This is a genomic window from Klebsiella sp. JN_Kp122, from assembly GCF_040062085.1.
GTDB classification, from domain to species: Bacteria; Pseudomonadota; Gammaproteobacteria; order Enterobacterales; family Enterobacteriaceae; genus Klebsiella; species Klebsiella aerogenes.
The window spans coordinates 115626-133884 of the sequence record NZ_JBEAHW010000017.1; the positions used below are offsets into that span (position 1 = coordinate 115626).

The 18259-nt window shown below is 57.6% G+C and carries 16 protein-coding genes; all 16 read right to left on the reverse strand.

The window, feature by feature from the left end:
• Window positions 1-27 precede the first annotated feature (27 nt).
• Entirely contained in the window at window positions 28-525 is a 498-nt protein-coding gene (gene secM / locus ABLU78_RS06000) for a secA translation cis-regulator SecM (RefSeq protein ID WP_015368240.1), read from the reverse strand.
• Between the two features lie 321 nt (window positions 526-846).
• Entirely contained in the window at window positions 847-1764 is a 918-nt protein-coding gene (lpxC, locus tag ABLU78_RS06005) for a UDP-3-O-acyl-N-acetylglucosamine deacetylase (RefSeq protein WP_015368241.1), read from the reverse strand.
• A gap of 100 nt (window positions 1765-1864) precedes the next feature.
• A complete protein-coding gene (ftsZ, locus tag ABLU78_RS06010) occupies window positions 1865-3016 on the reverse strand; it encodes a cell division protein FtsZ (protein ID WP_004857884.1) in 1152 nt (383 codons plus the stop codon).
• Between the two features lie 62 nt (window positions 3017-3078).
• Complete coding sequence (gene ftsA, locus ABLU78_RS06015; protein WP_002888625.1) at window positions 3079-4341, reverse strand: cell division protein FtsA; 1263 nt, start codon at window positions 4339-4341, stop codon at window positions 3079-3081.
• A complete protein-coding gene (gene ftsQ, locus ABLU78_RS06020) occupies window positions 4338-5171 on the reverse strand; it encodes a cell division protein FtsQ (protein WP_015368242.1) in 834 nt (277 codons plus the stop codon). The genes ftsA and ftsQ overlap by 4 nt, the downstream gene beginning before the upstream one ends.
• Window position 5172: 1 nt before the next feature.
• The gene (locus tag ABLU78_RS06025) at window positions 5173-6093 is read right to left on the reverse strand and encodes a D-alanine--D-alanine ligase (RefSeq protein ID WP_015704403.1); all 921 of its coding nucleotides are present in this window, start codon (window positions 6091-6093) and stop codon (window positions 5173-5175) included.
• Window positions 6086-7561, reverse strand: a complete 1476-nt coding sequence (gene murC, locus ABLU78_RS06030) for a UDP-N-acetylmuramate--L-alanine ligase (protein WP_048230126.1) — start codon at window positions 7559-7561, stop codon at window positions 6086-6088. The genes ABLU78_RS06025 and murC overlap by 8 nt, the downstream gene beginning before the upstream one ends.
• Before the next feature lie 47 nt (window positions 7562-7608).
• Window positions 7609-8679: an undecaprenyldiphospho-muramoylpentapeptide beta-N-acetylglucosaminyltransferase gene (gene murG / locus ABLU78_RS06035; RefSeq protein WP_015368246.1), complete on the reverse strand. Its 1071-nt coding sequence runs from the start codon at window positions 8677-8679 to the stop codon at window positions 7609-7611.
• Entirely contained in the window at window positions 8676-9950 is a 1275-nt protein-coding gene (gene ftsW, locus ABLU78_RS06040) for a cell division protein FtsW (RefSeq protein ID WP_015368247.1), read from the reverse strand. The genes murG and ftsW overlap by 4 nt, the downstream gene beginning before the upstream one ends.
• A complete protein-coding gene (gene murD, locus ABLU78_RS06045) occupies window positions 9950-11266 on the reverse strand; it encodes a UDP-N-acetylmuramoyl-L-alanine--D-glutamate ligase (protein WP_048230124.1) in 1317 nt (438 codons plus the stop codon). The genes ftsW and murD overlap by 1 nt, the downstream gene beginning before the upstream one ends.
• A 2-nt stretch (window positions 11267-11268) precedes the next feature.
• On the reverse strand, window positions 11269-12351 hold the full coding sequence (gene mraY, locus ABLU78_RS06050) for a phospho-N-acetylmuramoyl-pentapeptide-transferase (protein WP_004204335.1): 1083 nt from the start codon (window positions 12349-12351) through the stop codon (window positions 11269-11271).
• Complete coding sequence (murF, locus tag ABLU78_RS06055; protein WP_047077407.1) at window positions 12345-13703, reverse strand: UDP-N-acetylmuramoyl-tripeptide--D-alanyl-D-alanine ligase; 1359 nt, start codon at window positions 13701-13703, stop codon at window positions 12345-12347. The genes mraY and murF overlap by 7 nt, the downstream gene beginning before the upstream one ends.
• Window positions 13700-15187 carry a UDP-N-acetylmuramoyl-L-alanyl-D-glutamate--2,6-diaminopimelate ligase gene (murE, locus tag ABLU78_RS06060; RefSeq protein WP_015368250.1) on the reverse strand — a complete coding sequence of 496 codons (1488 nt, stop codon included), beginning with the start codon at window positions 15185-15187 and terminating at the stop codon, window positions 13700-13702. Before murE ends, murF begins: the two co-directional genes overlap by 4 nt.
• The gene (locus ABLU78_RS06065; RefSeq protein WP_015368251.1) at window positions 15174-16940 is read right to left on the reverse strand and encodes a peptidoglycan glycosyltransferase FtsI; all 1767 of its coding nucleotides are present in this window, start codon (window positions 16938-16940) and stop codon (window positions 15174-15176) included. The genes murE and ABLU78_RS06065 overlap by 14 nt, the downstream gene beginning before the upstream one ends.
• A gap of 15 nt (window positions 16941-16955) precedes the next feature.
• Window positions 16956-17321 carry a cell division protein FtsL gene (gene ftsL, locus ABLU78_RS06070; protein ID WP_015704398.1) on the reverse strand — a complete coding sequence of 122 codons (366 nt, stop codon included), beginning with the start codon at window positions 17319-17321 and terminating at the stop codon, window positions 16956-16958.
• A complete protein-coding gene (gene rsmH / locus ABLU78_RS06075; RefSeq protein WP_048230123.1) occupies window positions 17318-18259 on the reverse strand; it encodes a 16S rRNA (cytosine(1402)-N(4))-methyltransferase RsmH in 942 nt (313 codons plus the stop codon). Before rsmH ends, ftsL begins: the two co-directional genes overlap by 4 nt.

Sequence of the window (18259 nt, forward strand, 5' to 3'; positions counted from 1 at the left end):
AAAAAATAGGATGGTCCGTGTTTATTTTCAGCTGAGACGTTGAGGCCCTGCGCGGATCCCCGCTACCTGGCTTATCCAGGCGCTGACGCGGAAGGCAGAATAAGAAGAAGGGATATAAGCCGCCTGGCGGATAACCACCGGCGGTTTGCTGTCCTGGGTCAGCAGCGCGCTGAGCGTATCGAGCAGGGCCAGATGCTGGGCCTGCAGCGGCGATGATTCTTCCGCCACCGGCAAAGCCTGCGGCGCCATCGCAAACGACAGATGGCGAATGACGGTGCGAATCGCATGCTGATGCCAGTAGTCGACGGTAAAGTTCGGCCGACGATTGGCCTCCAGCAGCGCCAGCTGGGAGAAGTTAACTTTATTCGGATTATGGTTGCTGGCCGTGGCTTTCGCCGGCGTAGTGGTTTCGTGGCTGTTGTTAAGCGCAGGCAGGCCGAGGCTAGCCGCGACCATCCCCAACAGGAGATGCGGCCAAAAATACCGTCTGCCAAACTGTCGCCAACGCGTCAGCAATCCACTCACTTTCTTTACCTTTAGTTGGTATTCCTGGGTCCTTTCAGGCGGTCCATTTTATTAGCGGTCTTCGCAGTACAGCCTGAAATCGACAGGATAAAGCAACCCAGAGAAAAATTTTGCGCCCAAATACTAACATTAATACCGCGCCGAGACAGCAGGAATGAACGCTAATGCTGCGGGAAAACGCTTAATAAAGCAGCGAACGCGCACATATTATTGCCGGCGAAACACAGTGAAAAGCGCTTTAGGGAGGCTAAAAGAAAAACGACTGGTTCCCTGGACGGAGAGAGTACCAGGTTACCAGTCGAATTTACTGAATGGTCAGGCTTACGCCAGAACCATTGACGGTGCGCGGAATGCCAGCGGCAGTTTTGCGTCGTCTTCGAAGGTCACATACTCCCAGGCTTCCTGTTTTGCCAGAACAGCCTGTAGCAGTTTGTTATTTAACGCGTGACCGGATTTGAACGCCGTGAATGCGCCGATAATGTTGTGACCACACATAAACAGGTCACCGATCGCATCCAGCATTTTGTGGCGAACAAATTCATCTTCGAAGCGCAGACCGTCTTCGTTCAGTACGCGATAATCGTCAACAACGATGGCACAATCGAAGCTGCCGCCCAGGCACAGGCCACGGGACTGCAGATATTCGATATCACGCATGAAACCGAAAGTACGAGCACGGCTAATCTGACGCATGAACGCATCGGCCGAGAAGTTCAGCGCATAGCGTTGGGTGCTGGAGTCGATCGCCGGATGGTTAAAGTCGATGGTAAAGTCCAACGAAAAACCATTATACGGCTTAAACTCAGCCCATTTGTCGCCATCTTCAACGCGAACCGTCTCTTTGATACGCACAAATTTCTTGGCGCTGTTCAGTTCATCGATGCCGGCATCCAGCAACAGATAAACGAACGGAGCGGCGCTACCGTCCATAATCGGGATTTCCGGCGCATCGACTTCAACAATAATGTTGTCGATGCCCAGGCCAGCCAGTGCGGCATTTAAGTGCTCGACTGTAGAAATCCGCACGTCATGCTCGTTCACCAGGCAAGTACAGAGCATGGTATCACGCACAGATTTGGCATCAGCCGGAAAATCAACCGGTGGATTCAAGTCGGTGCGACGATAGATGACCCCGGTATTTGCCGGCGCAGGGCGTAAAGTCAGCGTGACTTTCTTGCCGGTATGCAAACCGACACCAGTCGCCTGAACAATACGTTTAAGAGTCCTTTGTTTGATCATCGTATAATCTCGCCAAGTTACCTATCCAACCGAAGTGTACTATACATTCGGCAGGGCAGTTTAGCACAAAGAGCGCAGATGCCCAACTTCCAGCCAATTCTTAATCGGCTTGCTTACGCAGGAAAGCTGGAATATCCAGATAATCCGGCTCTTTCGCGGTTTGCGGCGTATTGTCGTTCACCACTTTCGCCACCGGTTTCTGCTCTTGCGTTAATGGAGCCATACCGTGCTGCTGGTAGCGATCCATTACCGGCTGCTGTACCTGTTTGTTGGTCACCAGGGTAATTTCCGGACGCTTGTCCATACCGATACCGGTGGCAACAACGGTTACGCGCAGCTCGTCGTTCATATCCGGGTCCAGAGAGGTACCGATAACCACGGTCGCGTTATCCGAAGCAAAGGCGCGGATAGTGTTACCAACGGTTTCGAACTCATCCAGACGCAGGTCGAAGCCAGCGGTGATGTTGACCAGAACGCCGCGCGCGCCGGACAGATCGATATCTTCCAGCAGCGGAGAAGAGATAGCCATTTCAGCCGCTTCTTCCGCACGGTCTTCACCGCTCGCCACGCCGGAGCCCATCATCGCGTAGCCCATTTCCGACATCACGGTACGGACGTCCGCGAAGTCGACGTTCATCAGACCCGGACGGGTAATCAGTTCGGCAATACCCTGCACCGCACCTTTCAGTACGTCGTTTGCCGCGCCGAAAGCGTCGAGCAGAGAGATACCGCGGCCCAGTACTTTCAGCAGCTTGTCGTTCGGGATGGTGATCAGTGAGTCAACGTGCTTGGACAGCTCGGTGATCCCCTGCTCAGCAAACGCCATGCGCTTCTTGCCTTCGAAATTAAATGGCTTAGTGACGACCGCAACGGTCAGGATACCCAGATCCTTCGCCACTTCCGCGACCACTGGCGCCGCACCGGTACCGGTACCGCCGCCCATACCCGCCGCGATAAAGACCATGTCCGCGCCATCAAGCGCAGCGCGCAGCGCTTCACGGTCTTCGTCAGCCGCATTACGGCCCACTTCCGGGTTCGCGCCTGCACCCAGACCTTTGGTAATACCGCTACCGATCTGGATAGTCTGGCCAACAGCCGTTTTACGCAGCGCCTGCGCATCGGTGTTCACCGCGAAGAATTCAACACCCTCAATGCGCTCGCGCACCATGTGTTCAACGGCATTACCGCCGCCGCCACCGACGCCGATGACTTTAATCACCGCGTCGTTGGTCAGTTCCATAGGTTCAAACATAGTTTCTCTCCGTCTTGTGCCTGTCGCCTGAGAACGCTAATTGTCTGCGTTCTCTTAAAAAATTAAAACTCTTTTCGCAGCCAGCTGTTGAGTCGCTTAATCCACGAGCCCACTGACGCCGTCACGCGTTTTTCTACTTCTGCTTCACCACTGAGATGTGACTCTTTTCCGTAGTGCAGCAGCCCAACCGCCGTCGAATAGTACGGCTCCTGAGCGTAATCCGTTAAACCGGTGATGTTCAGCGGCGCGCCAATGCGCACCTGCGTATGGAACACGCGCTGCGCGCAGGCCGCCAGGCCTTCAATTTGCGCGGCGCCGCCGGTTAATACAATCCCCGCCGCCAGATGGTGTTTGACCCCTTGCTGACGGAGCTGTTCCTGCAGCTGCAGGATTTCTTCGTTAACCAGATTGAGCAGTTCGGTATAACGCGGTTCAATCACCTCTGCCAGCGTCTGACGCTGCAGGCTGCGCGGCGGACGTCCGCCCACGCTCGGTACTTCCACGTTCTCGTCTTTACCGACGATTGAACCTAATGCGCAACCGTGACGAACCTTGATGGCTTCGGCGTCGCTCGGCGGCGTACCGAAGGCATAGGCGATATCGCTGGTCACCACGTTCCCCGCGTAAGGGATCACTTTGGTGTGACGCAGCGCGCCGCCGGTATACACGGCGATATCCATTGTACCACCGCCGATGTCCACGACGCAGACACCCAGCTCACGTTCGTCTTCCGTTAATACGGAATAACTGGCCGCTAAACCGGCGAAAATAAGTTGGTCAACTTTCAAACCACAACGTTCAACCGCTTTAACAATGTTTTTCGCCATATCGTTATGGCAGGTAATCAGATGTACCTTCGCCTGCATACGCACGCCGGATAACCCTACCGGGTTTTTAATACCTTCCTGGTAGTCGATGGCGTATTCCTGCGGGATGACGTGCAGTACGCGATGTTCGTCGCGTACGCGTACCGATTTCGCGGTATGAACGACGTTTTCCACGTCATCCTGCGTCACCTCTTCTTCGGAGATAGGCACCATGCCAATCTCATTTTGACAGCTAATATGCTTACCTGAAAGCGCCAGATACACTGATGAGATCTGGCAATCGGCCATTAGTTCAGCCTGGTCGATAGCGCGCTGTACACATTTCACTACCGACTCGAGGTCATTCACCCCGCCTTTATCCATGCCGCGCGATGGGCAACTGCCCACGCCAATGATATTAATCATACCGTCGGGCAGAACTTCCCCTACTAAAGCGGCAACCTTCGCGGTGCCAATCTCCAGTCCAACTACCAGTTTTCTGTCCGTCGCCTTGATCATCGTTGTTCTGCCTGTGCCTGATTCTGTTGTTGATTATTTTCCTCTACGGGAGCAGGTACCCAACCTACCGCCGCACCCGAGTCATAGCGCAAATCAACGTAGCTTATCCGTTTGCCGTCGGTCTGTGCCTGCTGCTGAAGAACCGGGTAGAGTTCCATAAAGCGCTGAAGCCGTTTCATGGTGTCGCCGCGGCCAAGGTTGAGCTTAATATCGTTATTAAGCGTCAACTGCCAGGAGCGACGCGCGGTCATTGCCGCCACTTTCAACGTGAACTTATTCTTTGCCAGCACCTGTCCCATGTCGCGGTATCCCTGCAGCACTTCATTTTCGCTGCCTTCCGGGCCGTATAACATCGGTAAGTTCTGTTTGCTGGTACGATCCGCCGGCACGCTGAAAGAATTTCCTTCGACGTCTACCATATGTTGATCATTCCAGCGCGCAATCGGCACATATTCAACCAGATGAATCTTCAATTCATCGGGCCATTGTTTTCTTACGCTCGCCTGTTTAATCCACGGCAGGCGCTCAATTTGGCTCTGGATGATGTTGACATCCTGAGTCATAAAGGTGCCCGGCGAGCCCAACGCCAGAATAGCCTGACGGATATCATCGTTACGCGTGTAGTGACGTTCGCCGGTGACGACCATTTTCGACAACGGCAGACGTTGCGCATCTTCCATCCAACCAAGAACCATCCATCCGCTGACCAACACGGTACACAACACCGCCAGCAGGAAAACGATCCCTGCCAGCCGGGTTCCATTATTCCGACGCGAAGAAGCAATCGATTCTTCTTCCTGGTTCCGCGTATTCAGCGCCGCCTGCGACATATCACCCCGCCAGGTCCAGAATTCGTACAACAAGCTGCGAGAAGCTCATCCCCGCCTGACGGGCCGCCATCGGCACCAGACTATGGCTGGTCATCCCCGGTGAGGTGTTCGCTTCCAGCAGATAAAACTGGCCATCGCTGTCCAGCATCACATCAATACGTCCCCATCCTTTGCAACCCAGAACATTCCAGGCTTTAAGCACCAGGCTCTGGATTTCTGACTCGCGGGCGGGTTCCTCAAAACCAGGGCAGAAATATTGCGTCTCATCAGAGAGATACTTCGCCTCATAATCATAGAAGGTTCCAGCCGCCTGGATACGAATTGACGGTAAAATTTCTTCACCGACGATAGCGACGGTAAATTCCGGGCCACTGAGCCATTTCTCAATCAGAACTTCATCATCATGCTGAAAAGCCAGCGCCAATGCATCCTGCATTGCACAACTTTCGCTAACTTTCGACATGCCGACGCTGGACCCCTCGCGACTCGGCTTGATAATAACCGGCAGCCCCAGCGCCGCAATCTGCTCAGAAACGCCAGCAGAAAGTCCTGCGTTGAACTGCGCGCGGGTCAATGCAACCCACGGCGCGACCGGTAATCCCGCCCCCTGCCACAGTAATTTACTGCGCAGCTTATCCATAGAAATAGCGGAAGCCATTACGCCGCTGCCGGTGTACGGCAGTTGAATGAGCTCAAGAAGGCCTTGCAGCGTGCCATCTTCGCCGCCGCGCCCGTGCAGGGCAATAAACGCTTTCTTAAAGCCCATGTTCTTCAACTGGGTGATATCAACGTCGCGCGGATCGACCGGGTGAGCATCCACCCCGCCTTCACGCAGCCCGGCCAACACCGCAGCGCCTGAATTCAGCGAGACTTCACGTTCAGCGGAGGTTCCGCCGAAGAGAACCGCGATTTTATCAGCCATGTCGGTCCTCCTCCGTTTTTTGCGGTACCAGTTTGATTTCAGCCAGGTGACGTGCGATTTTTCCTATGTTGCCGGCGCCCTGCACCAGCACCAGATCGTCGCCGGTCAATACCGATGCCAGCATCTCCGCGGCCTGCGCCGGATCGGAAACCAGAATCGGGTCAACTTTGCCGCGACCGCGGATCGTGCGGCACAGTGAGCGGCTATCGGCGCCTGGGATCGGCGCTTCGCCCGCCGGATACACATCCAGCATCAGCAGCGCATCAACCTGGGTCAGCACGTTGGCGAAATCATCGTACAGATCGCGAGTACGGGTATAACGGTGCGGCTGGAATACCATCACCAGATTTTTATCCGGCCAGCCGGCACGCGCCGCTTTGATAGTGGCGTCAACTTCCGTCGGATGATGGCCGTAATCGTCAATTAGCATCGCGCTACCGCTCTTGCCGTTGACTTCCGCCAGCGGATATTCGCCAAGGAAGTCGAAACGGCGGCCGGTGCCCTGGAAACTCTCCAGCGCGCGCAGAATCGCCTCGTCTTCAATGCCCTCTTCCGTCGCGACGGCAACGGCCGCGGCAGCGTTGAGCGCATTGTGGCGACCCGGCGCGTTCAGCGTCACCTGCATGACCTCTTTATCCTGGCGTACCAGGCGGAAATGGCCCTGCGCGCCCAGCTGACGATACTCTTCAATGCGTACGTCGGCGTCATCGCTAAAACCATAGGTGGTGATTTGGCGGCCGACGCGCGGCAGCAGTTCACGAATCACCGGGTCATCCACGCACATCACCGCGCGCCCGTAGAACGGCAGGTTGTGCAGGAAGTTAATAAAGGTCTGCTTCAGGTTCTCGAAGTCGCCATGATAGGTATCCATATGGTCAGCTTCAATGTTGGTCACAATGGCGACCATCGGCTGCAGATGCAGGAACGACGCATCGCTCTCATCCGCTTCCGCAATCAGATAGCGGCTATGGCCAAGACGGGCATGCACGCCCGCCGCCTTCACCAGCCCGCCGTTGACGAAGGTCGGATCGAGGCCGGCCTCGGCGTAAATGCTGGATACCATCGCGGTGGTGGTGGTTTTGCCGTGAGTACCGGCAATCGCAATCCCGTGACGGAAACGCATGAGTTCCGCCAGCATTTCCGCGCGGCGGATCACCGGAATGCGCGCTTCGTGCGCGGCGACGATTTCCGGGTTATCCGCGGAGATCGCGCTGGACACCACGACAACGCTGGCATCGCGCACGTTTTCCGGGCGATGGTTGAAATAAATGGTGGCGCCAAGCTGCGACAATTGCTGAGTCACCGGATTCGGCGCGAGATCGGAGCCGCTAATCTGGTAGCCTTCATTCGCCAACACTTCGGCAATACCGCCCATACCGGCACCGCCGATGCCGACAAAGTGAATGTGCCGGACGCGACGCATCTCGGGCACTATGGAACGCAGTTTTGCCAAATCTTGTGTATTCATTCTTTACGCCATCAACTTCTTTATTCGGGCGGTGAAAATCACCGCGATTAGCGCGCCAAAGCTACGGCGCTGACCTCTTCCGCTACCCGCTCGGTAGCATCCGGAATCGAAGCGCCACGCGCTCGTTCCGCCATATCCATCAGGGTTTCCCGATCCCAACCGGCCAGGGTGGCCGCCACAGCATCCGCCGTGAACTCGGGTTGTTCGAGAATTTTCGCCGCGCCGGCTTTTTCCAGCGGCAGCGCATTCCAGTACTGCTGACGATCTTTGTGCTGGAACGGGACGAACAATGCCGGTAAACCTGCGGCGGCGATTTCGCTGACCGTCAGCGCGCCGGAACGACAAACAACCACATCGGCCCAGGCATAGGCTGCCGCCATATCATCAATAAACTCAGTCACTTTATGCTGCGGCTGACCGGCGGCGGCGTACGCCTGGCGCACGGTATCCATGCCGCCTTTCCCGCTCTGATGCCAGATAGTCACCGCATCGCCAAGCTTCGCGGCCACCTGCGGCATAGTCTGGTTCAGCACGCGCGCGCCCTGAGAGCCGCCAACCACCAGCACGCGAATCGGCCCCTGCCGCCCCACCAGACGCTGTCCCGGCAGCGGTAGCGCGAGAACGTCAGTACGCACCGGATTCCCGACGACATCTGCATGCGGGAAGGCGCCGGGAAACGCCTGCATCACTTTCTTCGCAATCTTTGCCAGCCATTTATTAGTCAGGCCGGCAATGCCGTTTTGTTCATGCAGCACCACAGGGATCCCGAGCGACCATGCCGCCAGGCCGCCAGGCCCGGAAACATAACCGCCCATGCCCAGCACCACATCCGGCTGGAAACGTTTCATGATCGCCCGCGCCTGCCGCCAGGCGTTGAAGATCCGCACCGGCGCTAACAGTTGCGCTTTTAGCCCTTTGCCACGCAGGCCGGAGATGCGGATAAAATCGATATCAATGCCGTGTTTCGGCACTAAATCCGCTTCCATACGATCGGCGGTGCCCAGCCAGCGAACCTGCCAGCCCTGGTCCATTAAATGGTGCGCGACCGCCAGCCCCGGGAACACGTGTCCGCCAGTGCCGCCCGCCATCACCATTAACCGCTTTTCCTGACCGCTCATCGAACACCCCGTGTAAACGCCTGCGCTTTCTCGAGGCGCGTTTCATAATCAATTCGCAATAAAAACATAATGGCCGTCGACATAATCAGCAGACTGGAACCACCATAACTAATCAATGGCAGGGTCAGACCTTTGGTCGGCAGCATCCCCGCCGCCGCCCCGACGTTAACCAACGCCTGGAAGCTAAACCACACGCCGATTGCACAGGCCAGGAAGCCGGAGAAGCGGTGGTCAATCTCCAGCGCTTTGCGACCAATCGACATGGCGCGAAAGGCGACGAAGAATACCATTAAAAGCGCGAGTACCACACCGATATAACCGAGTTCTTCGCCGATAATGGCGAAGATAAAGTCGGTGTGCGCTTCCGGTAAATACTCCAGTTTCTGCACCGAGTTGCCGAGGCCCTGTCCCCACATCTCGCCGCGACCAAAGGCCATCAGCGATTGGGTCAGCTGATAGCCGCTGCCAAACGGGTCTTCCCACGGGTTCCAGAAGGAAGTGACGCGGCGAATACGATACGGTTCGGCGAGGATCAGCAGCACCACCGCCGAGATCCCCATGCCGATAATGGCGATAAACTGCCAGAGCTTGGCGCCGGCCAGGAACAACATCGCCAGCGTGGTCACGAACAGTACGACAACCGTACCGAGGTCAGGCTGCGCCAGCAGCAGAATCGCCAGTACGAAAATCACGCCCATCGGTTTTAAGAAGCCGCGCAGGTTGTTACGCACCTCATCCGCTTTACGCACCAGATAGTTGGCGATGTAGCAAAACAGCGATAGCTTGGTAAACTCCGCCGGCTGAATACGCAGCGGCCCGAGCGCGATCCAACGCGAGGCGCCGTTAACCGAACTCCCCACCACCAGTACGATCAGCAGCATCACAATCGAGGCGATCAGCATCGCGGTACTGTGGCGCTGCCAGAACTCCATCGGCAGACGGAGCGTAATCATCGCCAGCGCGAAGGCCAGCACAATGTACAGACCATCACGCTTAGCAAACAGGAACGGATCGTTCGCCAGACGCTGTCCGACCGGCATTGATGCCGAGGTCACCATGATAAAACCGATCGCCGCCAGGCCGAAGGTCAACCACAGCAGCATCCGGTCATACATGACCAGGCTATCGTTATCTTTCGGGCGCGAGCCCATCACCCAACCTTTCAGCGCGGCGAACAGCCAGGCAAAAATAAACATTCCCGGCAGTCGCGGCAGCTTCAACCGGGGCAGGCCCAGCTGTGGCATTTTCAGGCGTGGGAGAGAGAAACGCATCAACCTAACTCCTTCGCCAGACGGGTAAAGACATCGCCCCGTTGTTCAAAGTTTTTAAACTGGTCCAGGCTCGCGCAGGCTGGCGACAGTAAGACCATATCGCCTGATTTGACCTGCGAAGCGATCTGCCGCATCGCCTGTTCCATGGTTTCGGTTTGCACCGCGATTTCCGGACGCAGCGCCGCCAGTTGAGCGCCGTCGCGGCCGAAGCAGTACAGACGAACGTTATCGCCGCCAAGATAGCGTTTCAGCGGCGTGAAGTCGGCGGATTTACCGTCGCCGCCCAACAGCAGATACAGCGTGCCGTCAAGATGCAGGCCGTTCAGCGCCGCCTCGGTACTGCCGACGTTGGTCGCCTTGGAGTCATTGATCCAACGCACGCCGTTATGCTCCAGCGCCAGCTGGAAACGGTGCGCCAGGCCGGTGAAGGTGGTCAGCGCCTTCAGGCTACTGGCGCGCGGCAAGCCCGCGGCATCCGCCAGCGCCAGCGCCGCCAGGGCATTGCTGTAGTTGTGCTGACCGCTGATGGTCATTTCCTTCACGTTCAGCACTTTCTCACCCTTCACCCGCAGCCAGGTTTCGCCCTGCTGGCGGTTAAGGTGATAGTCGCCAACATCGACGCCGAAGCTGACGCAGCGTTCGTCAGCGCCGCGTACCGGCATGGTCAGCGCGTCATCGGCATTCACCACGCAGGTTTTAGCATTTTCATAGACCCGCAGTTTCGCCGCGCGATACTGCTGCAGCCCCAGCGGATAGCGGTCCATATGGTCCTCAGTCACGTTGAGGATGGTTGCCGCGACGGCTTTCAGGCTGGAGGTCGTCTCCAGTTGGAAGCTGGAAAGTTCAAGCACGTACAGTTCGCGCGCCGGATCCAGCAACATCAGCGCCGGCAGGCCGATATTGCCGCCAACGCCGACGTTCACGCCCGCCGCCTTCGCCATCTCGCCCACCAGGGTAGTGACGGTGCTTTTTCCGTTAGAGCCGGTAATGGCGATAATCGGCGCCTGAGCCTCGCGGCAAAACAGCTCGATATCACCGACGATTTCCACGCCAGCGTCGGCCGCGGCGCTCAGTGAAGGGTGCGCAAGGGCAATCCCCGGGCTTGCGACAATCAGATCCGTCGCCAGCAGCCAATCGTCGTTAAGACCGCCCACGTGGCGCTCAACGGCTTCCGGCAGCTTATCAAGCCCGGCTGGGGCGACGCGGGTATCCATCACGCGCGGGGTTACGCCGCGCGCCATGAAAAAGTCCACGCATGACAGGCCGGTCATGCCCAGCCCAATAATGACGACTTTTTTACCCTGATAATCTGCCATGATTAACGTACCTTCAGCGTCGCCAGGCCAATCAGCACCAGCATCAGCGAAATAATCCAGAAGCGCACGATAACGCGCGGTTCCGGCCAGCCTTTCAGTTCATAGTGGTGGTGAATCGGCGCCATACGGAAGATGCGCTGGCCGCGCAGCTTGAACGAGCCGACCTGCAGGATAACCGACAGGGTTTCCACGACGAAAACGCCGCCCATAATCACCAGCAGGAATTCCTGGCGCAGCAGTACGGCGATAATGCCCAGCGCGCCGCCGAGCGCCAGCGAACCGACATCGCCCATAAAGACCTGCGCCGGGTAGGTGTTGAACCACAGGAAACCCAGGCCCGCGCCGACAATCGCCGTACAGACGATAACCAGCTCGCCGGCGTGACGCAGATAAGGAATATGCAGGTAGTTGGCGAAGTTCATGTTCCCGGTGGCCCACGCCACCAGCGCAAAGCCGGCGGCGACGAAGACGGTCGGCATAATCGCCAGGCCGTCGAGGCCGTCGGTCAGGTTGACCGCATTGCCGGTACCGACGATGACGAAGTAAGCCAGCAGGATGTAAAACAGTCCCAGCTGCGGCATCACGTCTTTAAAGAACGGCACTACCAGCTCGGTCGCCGGGGTGTCTTTCCCCGCCAGATACAGCGCGAACGCTACGCCCAGCGCAATCACCGACATCCAGAAATACTTCCAGCGGGCAATCAGGCCCTTGGTGTCTTTGCGCACGACTTTACGGTAATCATCAACAAACCCGATGATGCCGTAGCCGATTAATACCGTCAGCACGCACCAGACGTACGGGTTGGACGGATAGGCCCACAGCAGGACGGAAACGGTAATCGCGGTGAGGATCATGATCCCGCCCATGGTTGGGGTACCGCGTTTGCTGAAGTGGGACTCCGGGCCGTCGTTACGAACGACCTGGCCGAAGGACAGTTTTTGCAGACGGGCGATCATGCGCGGGCCCATCCACAGAGAGATGAACAGCGCGGTCAGCAGGCTGACGATGGCGCGAAACGTCAGATAGGAAAAGACGTTAAAGCCGGAATAATATTTGACCAGATGTTCGGCCAGCCATACTAACATGTCGCAATCTCCTGTAATGCGCGTACTACCTCTTCCATAGCGGCACTACGTGAACCCTTCACTAAAATGGTCATGATTTTATGCTCTGCCAGCAGCTCGCGCAGGCGAGCTACCACGGCGGCTTTATCGTTAAAATGTTCGCCCACGCCGCTGGCGCTGCTGATATCCGTGCTCAGGGAACCGACGCTGAGGACGCAATCCAGCCCCGCCGCTTTCGCCGCTTCGCCAACTTCGCGATGACAGGCCGCGCTTTCCGCGCCGAGCTCCGCCATATCGCCGACCACCATCGCCCGGAAGCCCGGCATTTCCGCCAGCACCTGTACCGCGGCGGTCATCGAACCGACGTTGGCGTTGTAGGAGTCATCCAGCAACAGCTGGTTTTCCGCCAGTTGAATCGGGAACAGACGTCCCGGCACCGCTTGCAGCTGCGCCAGCCCGGTTTTCACCGCGGCCAGATCGGCGCCGACCGCCATCGCCAGCGATGTTGCCGCCAGCGCGTTAGCGATGTTATGGCGCCCCGGCAGCGGCAGCAGTACGTCGATGTTGCCGAACGGGGTCTGCAGCGTAAATTCGGTACCATGACTGGTGATATGCACGTTGGTCGCCGTGAAGTCGCTGTTCGCCGCGTTCGGCGAGAAGCGCCACACTTTGCGATCGCCAATCACGCTCTGCCAGTTCAGCCAGTCGTTATTGTCGGCATTCAAAATCGCGATGCCGTTTTGCGGCAGACCGGTAAAGATTTCGCCCTTCGCCTTAGCCACGCCCGCCAGCGAGCCGAACCCTTCGAGGTGCGCGGCGGCGAGGTTGTTGACCAGCGCTGCTTCCGGACGCGTCAGGCTGACGGTCCAGGCGATTTCGCCCTGATGGTTGGCGCCGAGTTCAATCACCGCATACTGGTGATCTTTATTCAGACGCAGCAACGTCATCGGAACCCCGATATCGTTGTTCAGATTACCGGCGGTATACAGCGTGTTGCCGCACTGACTGAGGATCGCCGCGGTCATCTCTTTCACCGAGGTCTTACCGGACGAACCGGTGAGCGCAACGACGCGGGTCGGCACCTGCTGACGCACCCAGGCCGCTAACTCGCCGAAAGCCAGACGGGTATCTTTCACCACCACCTGCGGTAAATCGCAGGCCAGCGGGCGGCTAACCAGCAGCGCGCCTGCGCCCGCCGCTTTCGCTTGTTCGGCAAAATCATGCGCGTCGAATCGCTCGCCCTTCAGCGCCACAAACAGGCAACCTGCCGTGACTTTGCGGGTATCGGACGTCACGTCATCGATAGCGATATCGCTACCCTGCAGTTCGCCGCGGGCGATCTCGGCGAGCTGGCTTAATGTAAAGCGAATCATGCTACCGCTCCCAGCAGACGCGCAACGGTAACGCGGTCGGAATAATCCAGACGGCGGTTACCGACGATCTGATAGTCTTCGTGGCCTTTGCCCGCTACCAGCACAACGTCGTTCGCTTTCGCCTGCATCACCGCGCCGGTCACCGCTTCCGCGCGGCCTTCCATCACCTTCACCTGCCCGGCATCAAGCATGCCAGCCAGAATGTCATTGATAATCGCCCGCGGTTCTTCGGTACGTGGGTTATCGTCAGTCACGACCACGATATCGGCAAACTCTTCCGCGATAGCGCCCATCAGCGGGCGTTTACCTTTGTCGCGGTCGCCGCCGCAGCCGAAGACGCACCACAGCTTGCCGCTGCAGTGCAGACGCGCGGCCTGCAGCGCTTTTTCCAGCGCGTCAGGCGTATGGGCGTAATCAACCACCACGGTCGGTTTGCCCGGCGCGCTGAACACTTCCATACGGCCGCACACCGGCTGTAAACGCGAAGAGGTTTTCAGCAGATCCGCCAGCGGATAGCCCAGCGCCAGCAGCGTCGCCAGCGCCAGCAGCAGGTTGCTGACGTTAAAGGCGCCCATCAGGCGGCTTTCGATTTCGCCCTTGCCCCAGCTCGAGTCAAACTGAATGGTCGCGCCGCTGTCGTGATAGTTGACCGCGGTCGCCTTCAGCCAGCGGCCGTGGCAGTTCGGATTGATATGATCTTCCATCGACACCGCCACCGCATCCGGCAGTTTCGCCAGCCAGCGACGCCCGACTTCATCGTCAGCGTTAACAATGGCCTGGCCGCAATGGTGGGTGGAATAGAGCAGCCATTTCGCCGCTTCGTAATGTTCCATGTCGCCATGGTAGTCGAGGTGGTCACGGCTCAGGTTGGTAAACACCGAGGCGGCAAACTGCAGCGCCGCCACGCGATGCTGAACCAGCCCGTGAGAAGAGACTTCCATCGCGCCGAAAGTCGCCCCCTGCCCTACCAGGCCGGAAAGCACGTGCTGAACATCGACCGCAGAGCCGGTGGTGTTTTCGGTCGGCACCACTTTATCCAGCAAGCCATTACCGACGGTGCCCATCACCGCGCTGGTTTCGCCGAGCAGCTTTGCCCACTGCGCCAACAGCTGCGTAGTCGTGGTTTTACCGTTAGTACCGGTGACGCCCACCAGACGCATCTGCTGCGAAGGTTGTTGGTAAAAACGCCCGGCCAGCGCGGATAACCGCTCGTTCAGTTGGCTCAGGTAGATGACCGGCACGCCGTGCATCTCGCGAACTTCGCCGTCTGCGGCCTCGCCCTGCGCCTCAGCAATAATGGCAGCAACACCTTGCGCTATCGCCTGCGGGATATAACGACGCCCGTCCGCCTGATGACCCTGTACCGCGACAAAGAGGTCGCCGGACGCCGCCACGCGGCTGTCCAGCGTCATCTCTCGCAGAATTCGCTCCGGCGCATTTGGCACCCACGGAGCGAGAAGGTCGCGCAAATTACGATCTGCCACCTGTTCCCTCGCCTTGATTAATCACAAATTCACTTTTTTCGCCCGTTGCCAGCGCATCCGGTTCGACGTTCATGGTGCGCAATACGCCGCCCATGATGGCACCGAATACCGGCGCGGAAACGGCGCCACCGTAGTATTTACCTGCCTGCGGGTCGTTGATCACCACCACCAGCGCGAAACGCGGGTGGCTGGCGGGCGCAACGCCTGCGGTGTAAGCAATATATTTGTTGATGTAGCGGCCATCCGGCCCCACTTTTTTCGCCGTACCGGTTTTAATCGCGATGCGATAGCCTTTGATCGCCGCTTTCACGCCGCCGCCGCCGGGCAGCGCCACGCTTTCCATCATATGAACGACGGTACGAACCAGTGATTCCGGGAACACGCGCTCACCCGGAACCGGTGGATCAACTTTGGTAATCGACAGCGGGCGATAGATGCCGTAGCTGCCAATCGTTGCGTAGACTCGCGCTAACTGTAACGGAGTTACCATTAGCCCGTAGCCGAAAGAAAAGGTGGCCCTCTCTATGTCAGACCACCGTTGTTTTTGAGGATATAAGCCACTGCGTTCTCCGACCAACCCCAAATTGGTCGCCTTTCCAAGCCCAAAACGTGAGTAAGTATCTACTAACGCTGAGGACGGCATCGCTAACGCCAGCTTAGAAACGCCGACGTTACTCGACTTCTGTAGCACCCCGGTCAGGGTTAATTCGCTATAGCGCGCCACGTCTTTGATTTCGTGGCCGTTAATTCGATATGGAATGGTGTTCAGCACGGTATTTTCATTGACGATGCCGCGCTGCAGCGCCGTCATCACCACCATCGGTTTGACCGTTGAACCCGGTTCGAATACGTCGGTGATGGCGCGGTTACGCATGGTATCTTTGGACGTACCCGCGAAATTATTCGGGTTGTACGACGGGCTATTCGCCATCGCCAGCACTTCACCGGTGTTGACGTCGACCAAAACGGCGGTGCCTGATTCCGCTTTGTTGAACGCCACCGCATTATTCAGTTCGCGATAAACCAGCGCCTGCAGGCGCTCGTCGATGCTCAACGCGAGGTTATGCGCCGCCTGGCTGTCGGTGGAAGAAATGTCTTCAATCACGCGACCATAGCGGTCTTTACGCACGATACGCTCGCCCGGCTGGCCGGTCAGCCACTTATCAAAGCTTTTCTCAACCCCTTCAATCCCCTGGCTATCGACGTTGGTGAAGCCAATGAGGTGAGCGGTTACTTCGCCTGACGGATAGTAACGGCGAGACTCCTCACGCAGATGAATCCCCGGCAGCTTCAGTTTTTTGATGTAGTCAGCCATGTCAGGGTTCACCTGACGCGCCAGATAGATAAAACGCATCCGCGGGTTGCTGTTGATGCGCGATGCCAGCTGGTCCAGCGGCATGTTCAGCGCATCGGCTAACGCTTTCCAGCGGTTATCGAGCGTCACGCCTCCGGCATCATGCAACTCTTTCGGGTCGGCCCAGATGGCTTTTACCGGCACACTGACCGCCAGCGGGCGGCCGGAGCGGTCGGTAATCATGCCGCGCGCGGTTGACACTTCCTGCACACGCAGGGAACGCATATCTCCCTGACGCACCAGCATGTCCGGGCTCACCACCTGCAGCCACGCGACGCGGCCAAGCAGGAAGGCGAGAGCGATTAAAATACATCCGCACAGCAACGCAAAACGCCAACTAATAAAGTTGGCCTGTTCTTCCTGACGTTTTGCTTTTGGCGTTTTCGGCGCTGCTTTCATGCGTCGCAATAATCCTTATTTCTGTACCACTATATTTTCTTGTGATGGATCAACGTGTTGCATCTGCAACTTCTCTGTCGCGATCCGCTCAACCCGACTGTGATCGCCAAGGGCATTCTCTTCGAGGATCAGGTTGCGCCATTCAATATCCAGAGCGTCACGCTCCAGAACCAATTGTTCACGCTGCGCGGTTAACAGACGGGTATGGTGCGCCGTCGTCACCACGGTCACTGCCGTTATGATGATGCAAATGAACAGGCAGAGTGGCAGCTTCCCAAACCGCAGAAGATCGTCCCCGATAACGCCAGGCAAGGCATGGCGCTCGTTGCTTCCTAACGATCCTTTAACTTTGCTTAAGGCTACTGTCACTCTGCCGATCATGCGTTCGTCCTCTCTGCGATACGCAGCACTGAACTACGGGCGCGTGGATTCTCTGCCACCTCTTCTTCGCCCGGCATCAACTTGCCTAGTGCTCGCAACTGACGGCCGCCCAGTTTCCTGAGCTGCTCTTCAGTCATCGGGATCCCTGCTGGAAGCTGCGGACCGCGGCTTTGCTCACGCATAAAGCGCTTCACAATGCGGTCTTCCAGCGAATGGAAACTGATAATCGACAGCCGACCACCGGGGGCCAGCACGCCGAGCGAGCTTTTTAGCGCCTGCTCTATCTCCTCCAGTTCACTGTTCACCCAAATGCGCACCGCCTGGAAGGTACGGGTCGCGGGATGTTTGTGCTTATCTTTCACCGGCGTTGCCGCCGCGATAACTTCCGCCAGCTCTTTGGTACGGGTCATCGGCTCAATGCGGTTACGCTCAACGATCGCGCGCGCGATACGTTTACCGAAACGCTCCTCGCCAAAGGTTTTGATTACCCAGGCGATGTCGGCTTCTTCGGCGGTCTGTAACCATTCGGCGGCGGACTGACCGCGAGTCGGATCCATGCGCATGTCCAGCGGACCATCGCGCATAAAGGAGAACCCGCGTTCCGCGTCGTCCAGCTGCGGTGAAGAAACGCCAAGATCGAGAAGAATACCGTCGATCTTGCCGGTAAGATTGCGCTCGGCGACGTAGTCAGCCAGCTGCGAGAAAGGACCATGTACGATGGAAAAGCGTGGGTCATCGATGGTTTGCGCAACGGCAATAGCCGTCGGGTCGCGATCGATTGCCAGCAGGCGCCCTTCCGCCCCCAGTTGGGAGAGGATCAGACGCGAGTGACCACCGCGGCCAAAGGTTCCATCAATGTAGATACCATTTGGACGAATATTCAGGCCGTTAACGGCTTCATCCAGAAGTACCGTAGTATGTTTAAAATTTTCCATCAT

Coding starts and splice junctions, on each gene's coding strand:
- ftsL (WP_015704398.1), bottom strand. CDS start 17,321: ATGATCGGCAGAGTGACAGTAGCCTTAAGCAAAGTTAAAGGATCGTTA.
- ftsQ (WP_015368242.1), bottom strand. CDS start 5,171: ATGTCGCAGGCGGCGCTGAATACGCGGAACCAGGAAGAAGAATCGATT.
- murC (WP_048230126.1), bottom strand. CDS start 7,561: ATGAATACACAAGATTTGGCAAAACTGCGTTCCATAGTGCCCGAGATG.
- lpxC (WP_015368241.1), bottom strand. CDS start 1,764: ATGATCAAACAAAGGACTCTTAAACGTATTGTTCAGGCGACTGGTGTC.
- ftsW (WP_015368247.1), bottom strand. CDS start 9,950: ATGCGTTTCTCTCTCCCACGCCTGAAAATGCCACAGCTGGGCCTGCCC.
- ABLU78_RS06065 (WP_015368251.1), bottom strand. CDS start 16,940: ATGAAAGCAGCGCCGAAAACGCCAAAAGCAAAACGTCAGGAAGAACAG.
- murD (WP_048230124.1), bottom strand. CDS start 11,266: ATGGCAGATTATCAGGGTAAAAAAGTCGTCATTATTGGGCTGGGCATG.
- murF (WP_047077407.1), bottom strand. CDS start 13,703: ATGATTCGCTTTACATTAAGCCAGCTCGCCGAGATCGCCCGCGGCGAA.
- murG (WP_015368246.1), bottom strand. CDS start 8,679: ATGAGCGGTCAGGAAAAGCGGTTAATGGTGATGGCGGGCGGCACTGGC.
- rsmH (WP_048230123.1), bottom strand. CDS start 18,259: ATGATGGAAAATTTTAAACATACTACGGTACTTCTGGATGAAGCCGTT.
- ftsZ (WP_004857884.1), bottom strand. CDS start 3,016: ATGTTTGAACCTATGGAACTGACCAACGACGCGGTGATTAAAGTCATC.
- ABLU78_RS06025 (WP_015704403.1), bottom strand. CDS start 6,093: ATGGCTGATAAAATCGCGGTTCTCTTCGGCGGAACCTCCGCTGAACGT.
- mraY (WP_004204335.1), bottom strand. CDS start 12,351: ATGTTAGTATGGCTGGCCGAACATCTGGTCAAATATTATTCCGGCTTT.
- ftsA (WP_002888625.1), bottom strand. CDS start 4,341: ATGATCAAGGCGACGGACAGAAAACTGGTAGTTGGACTGGAGATTGGC.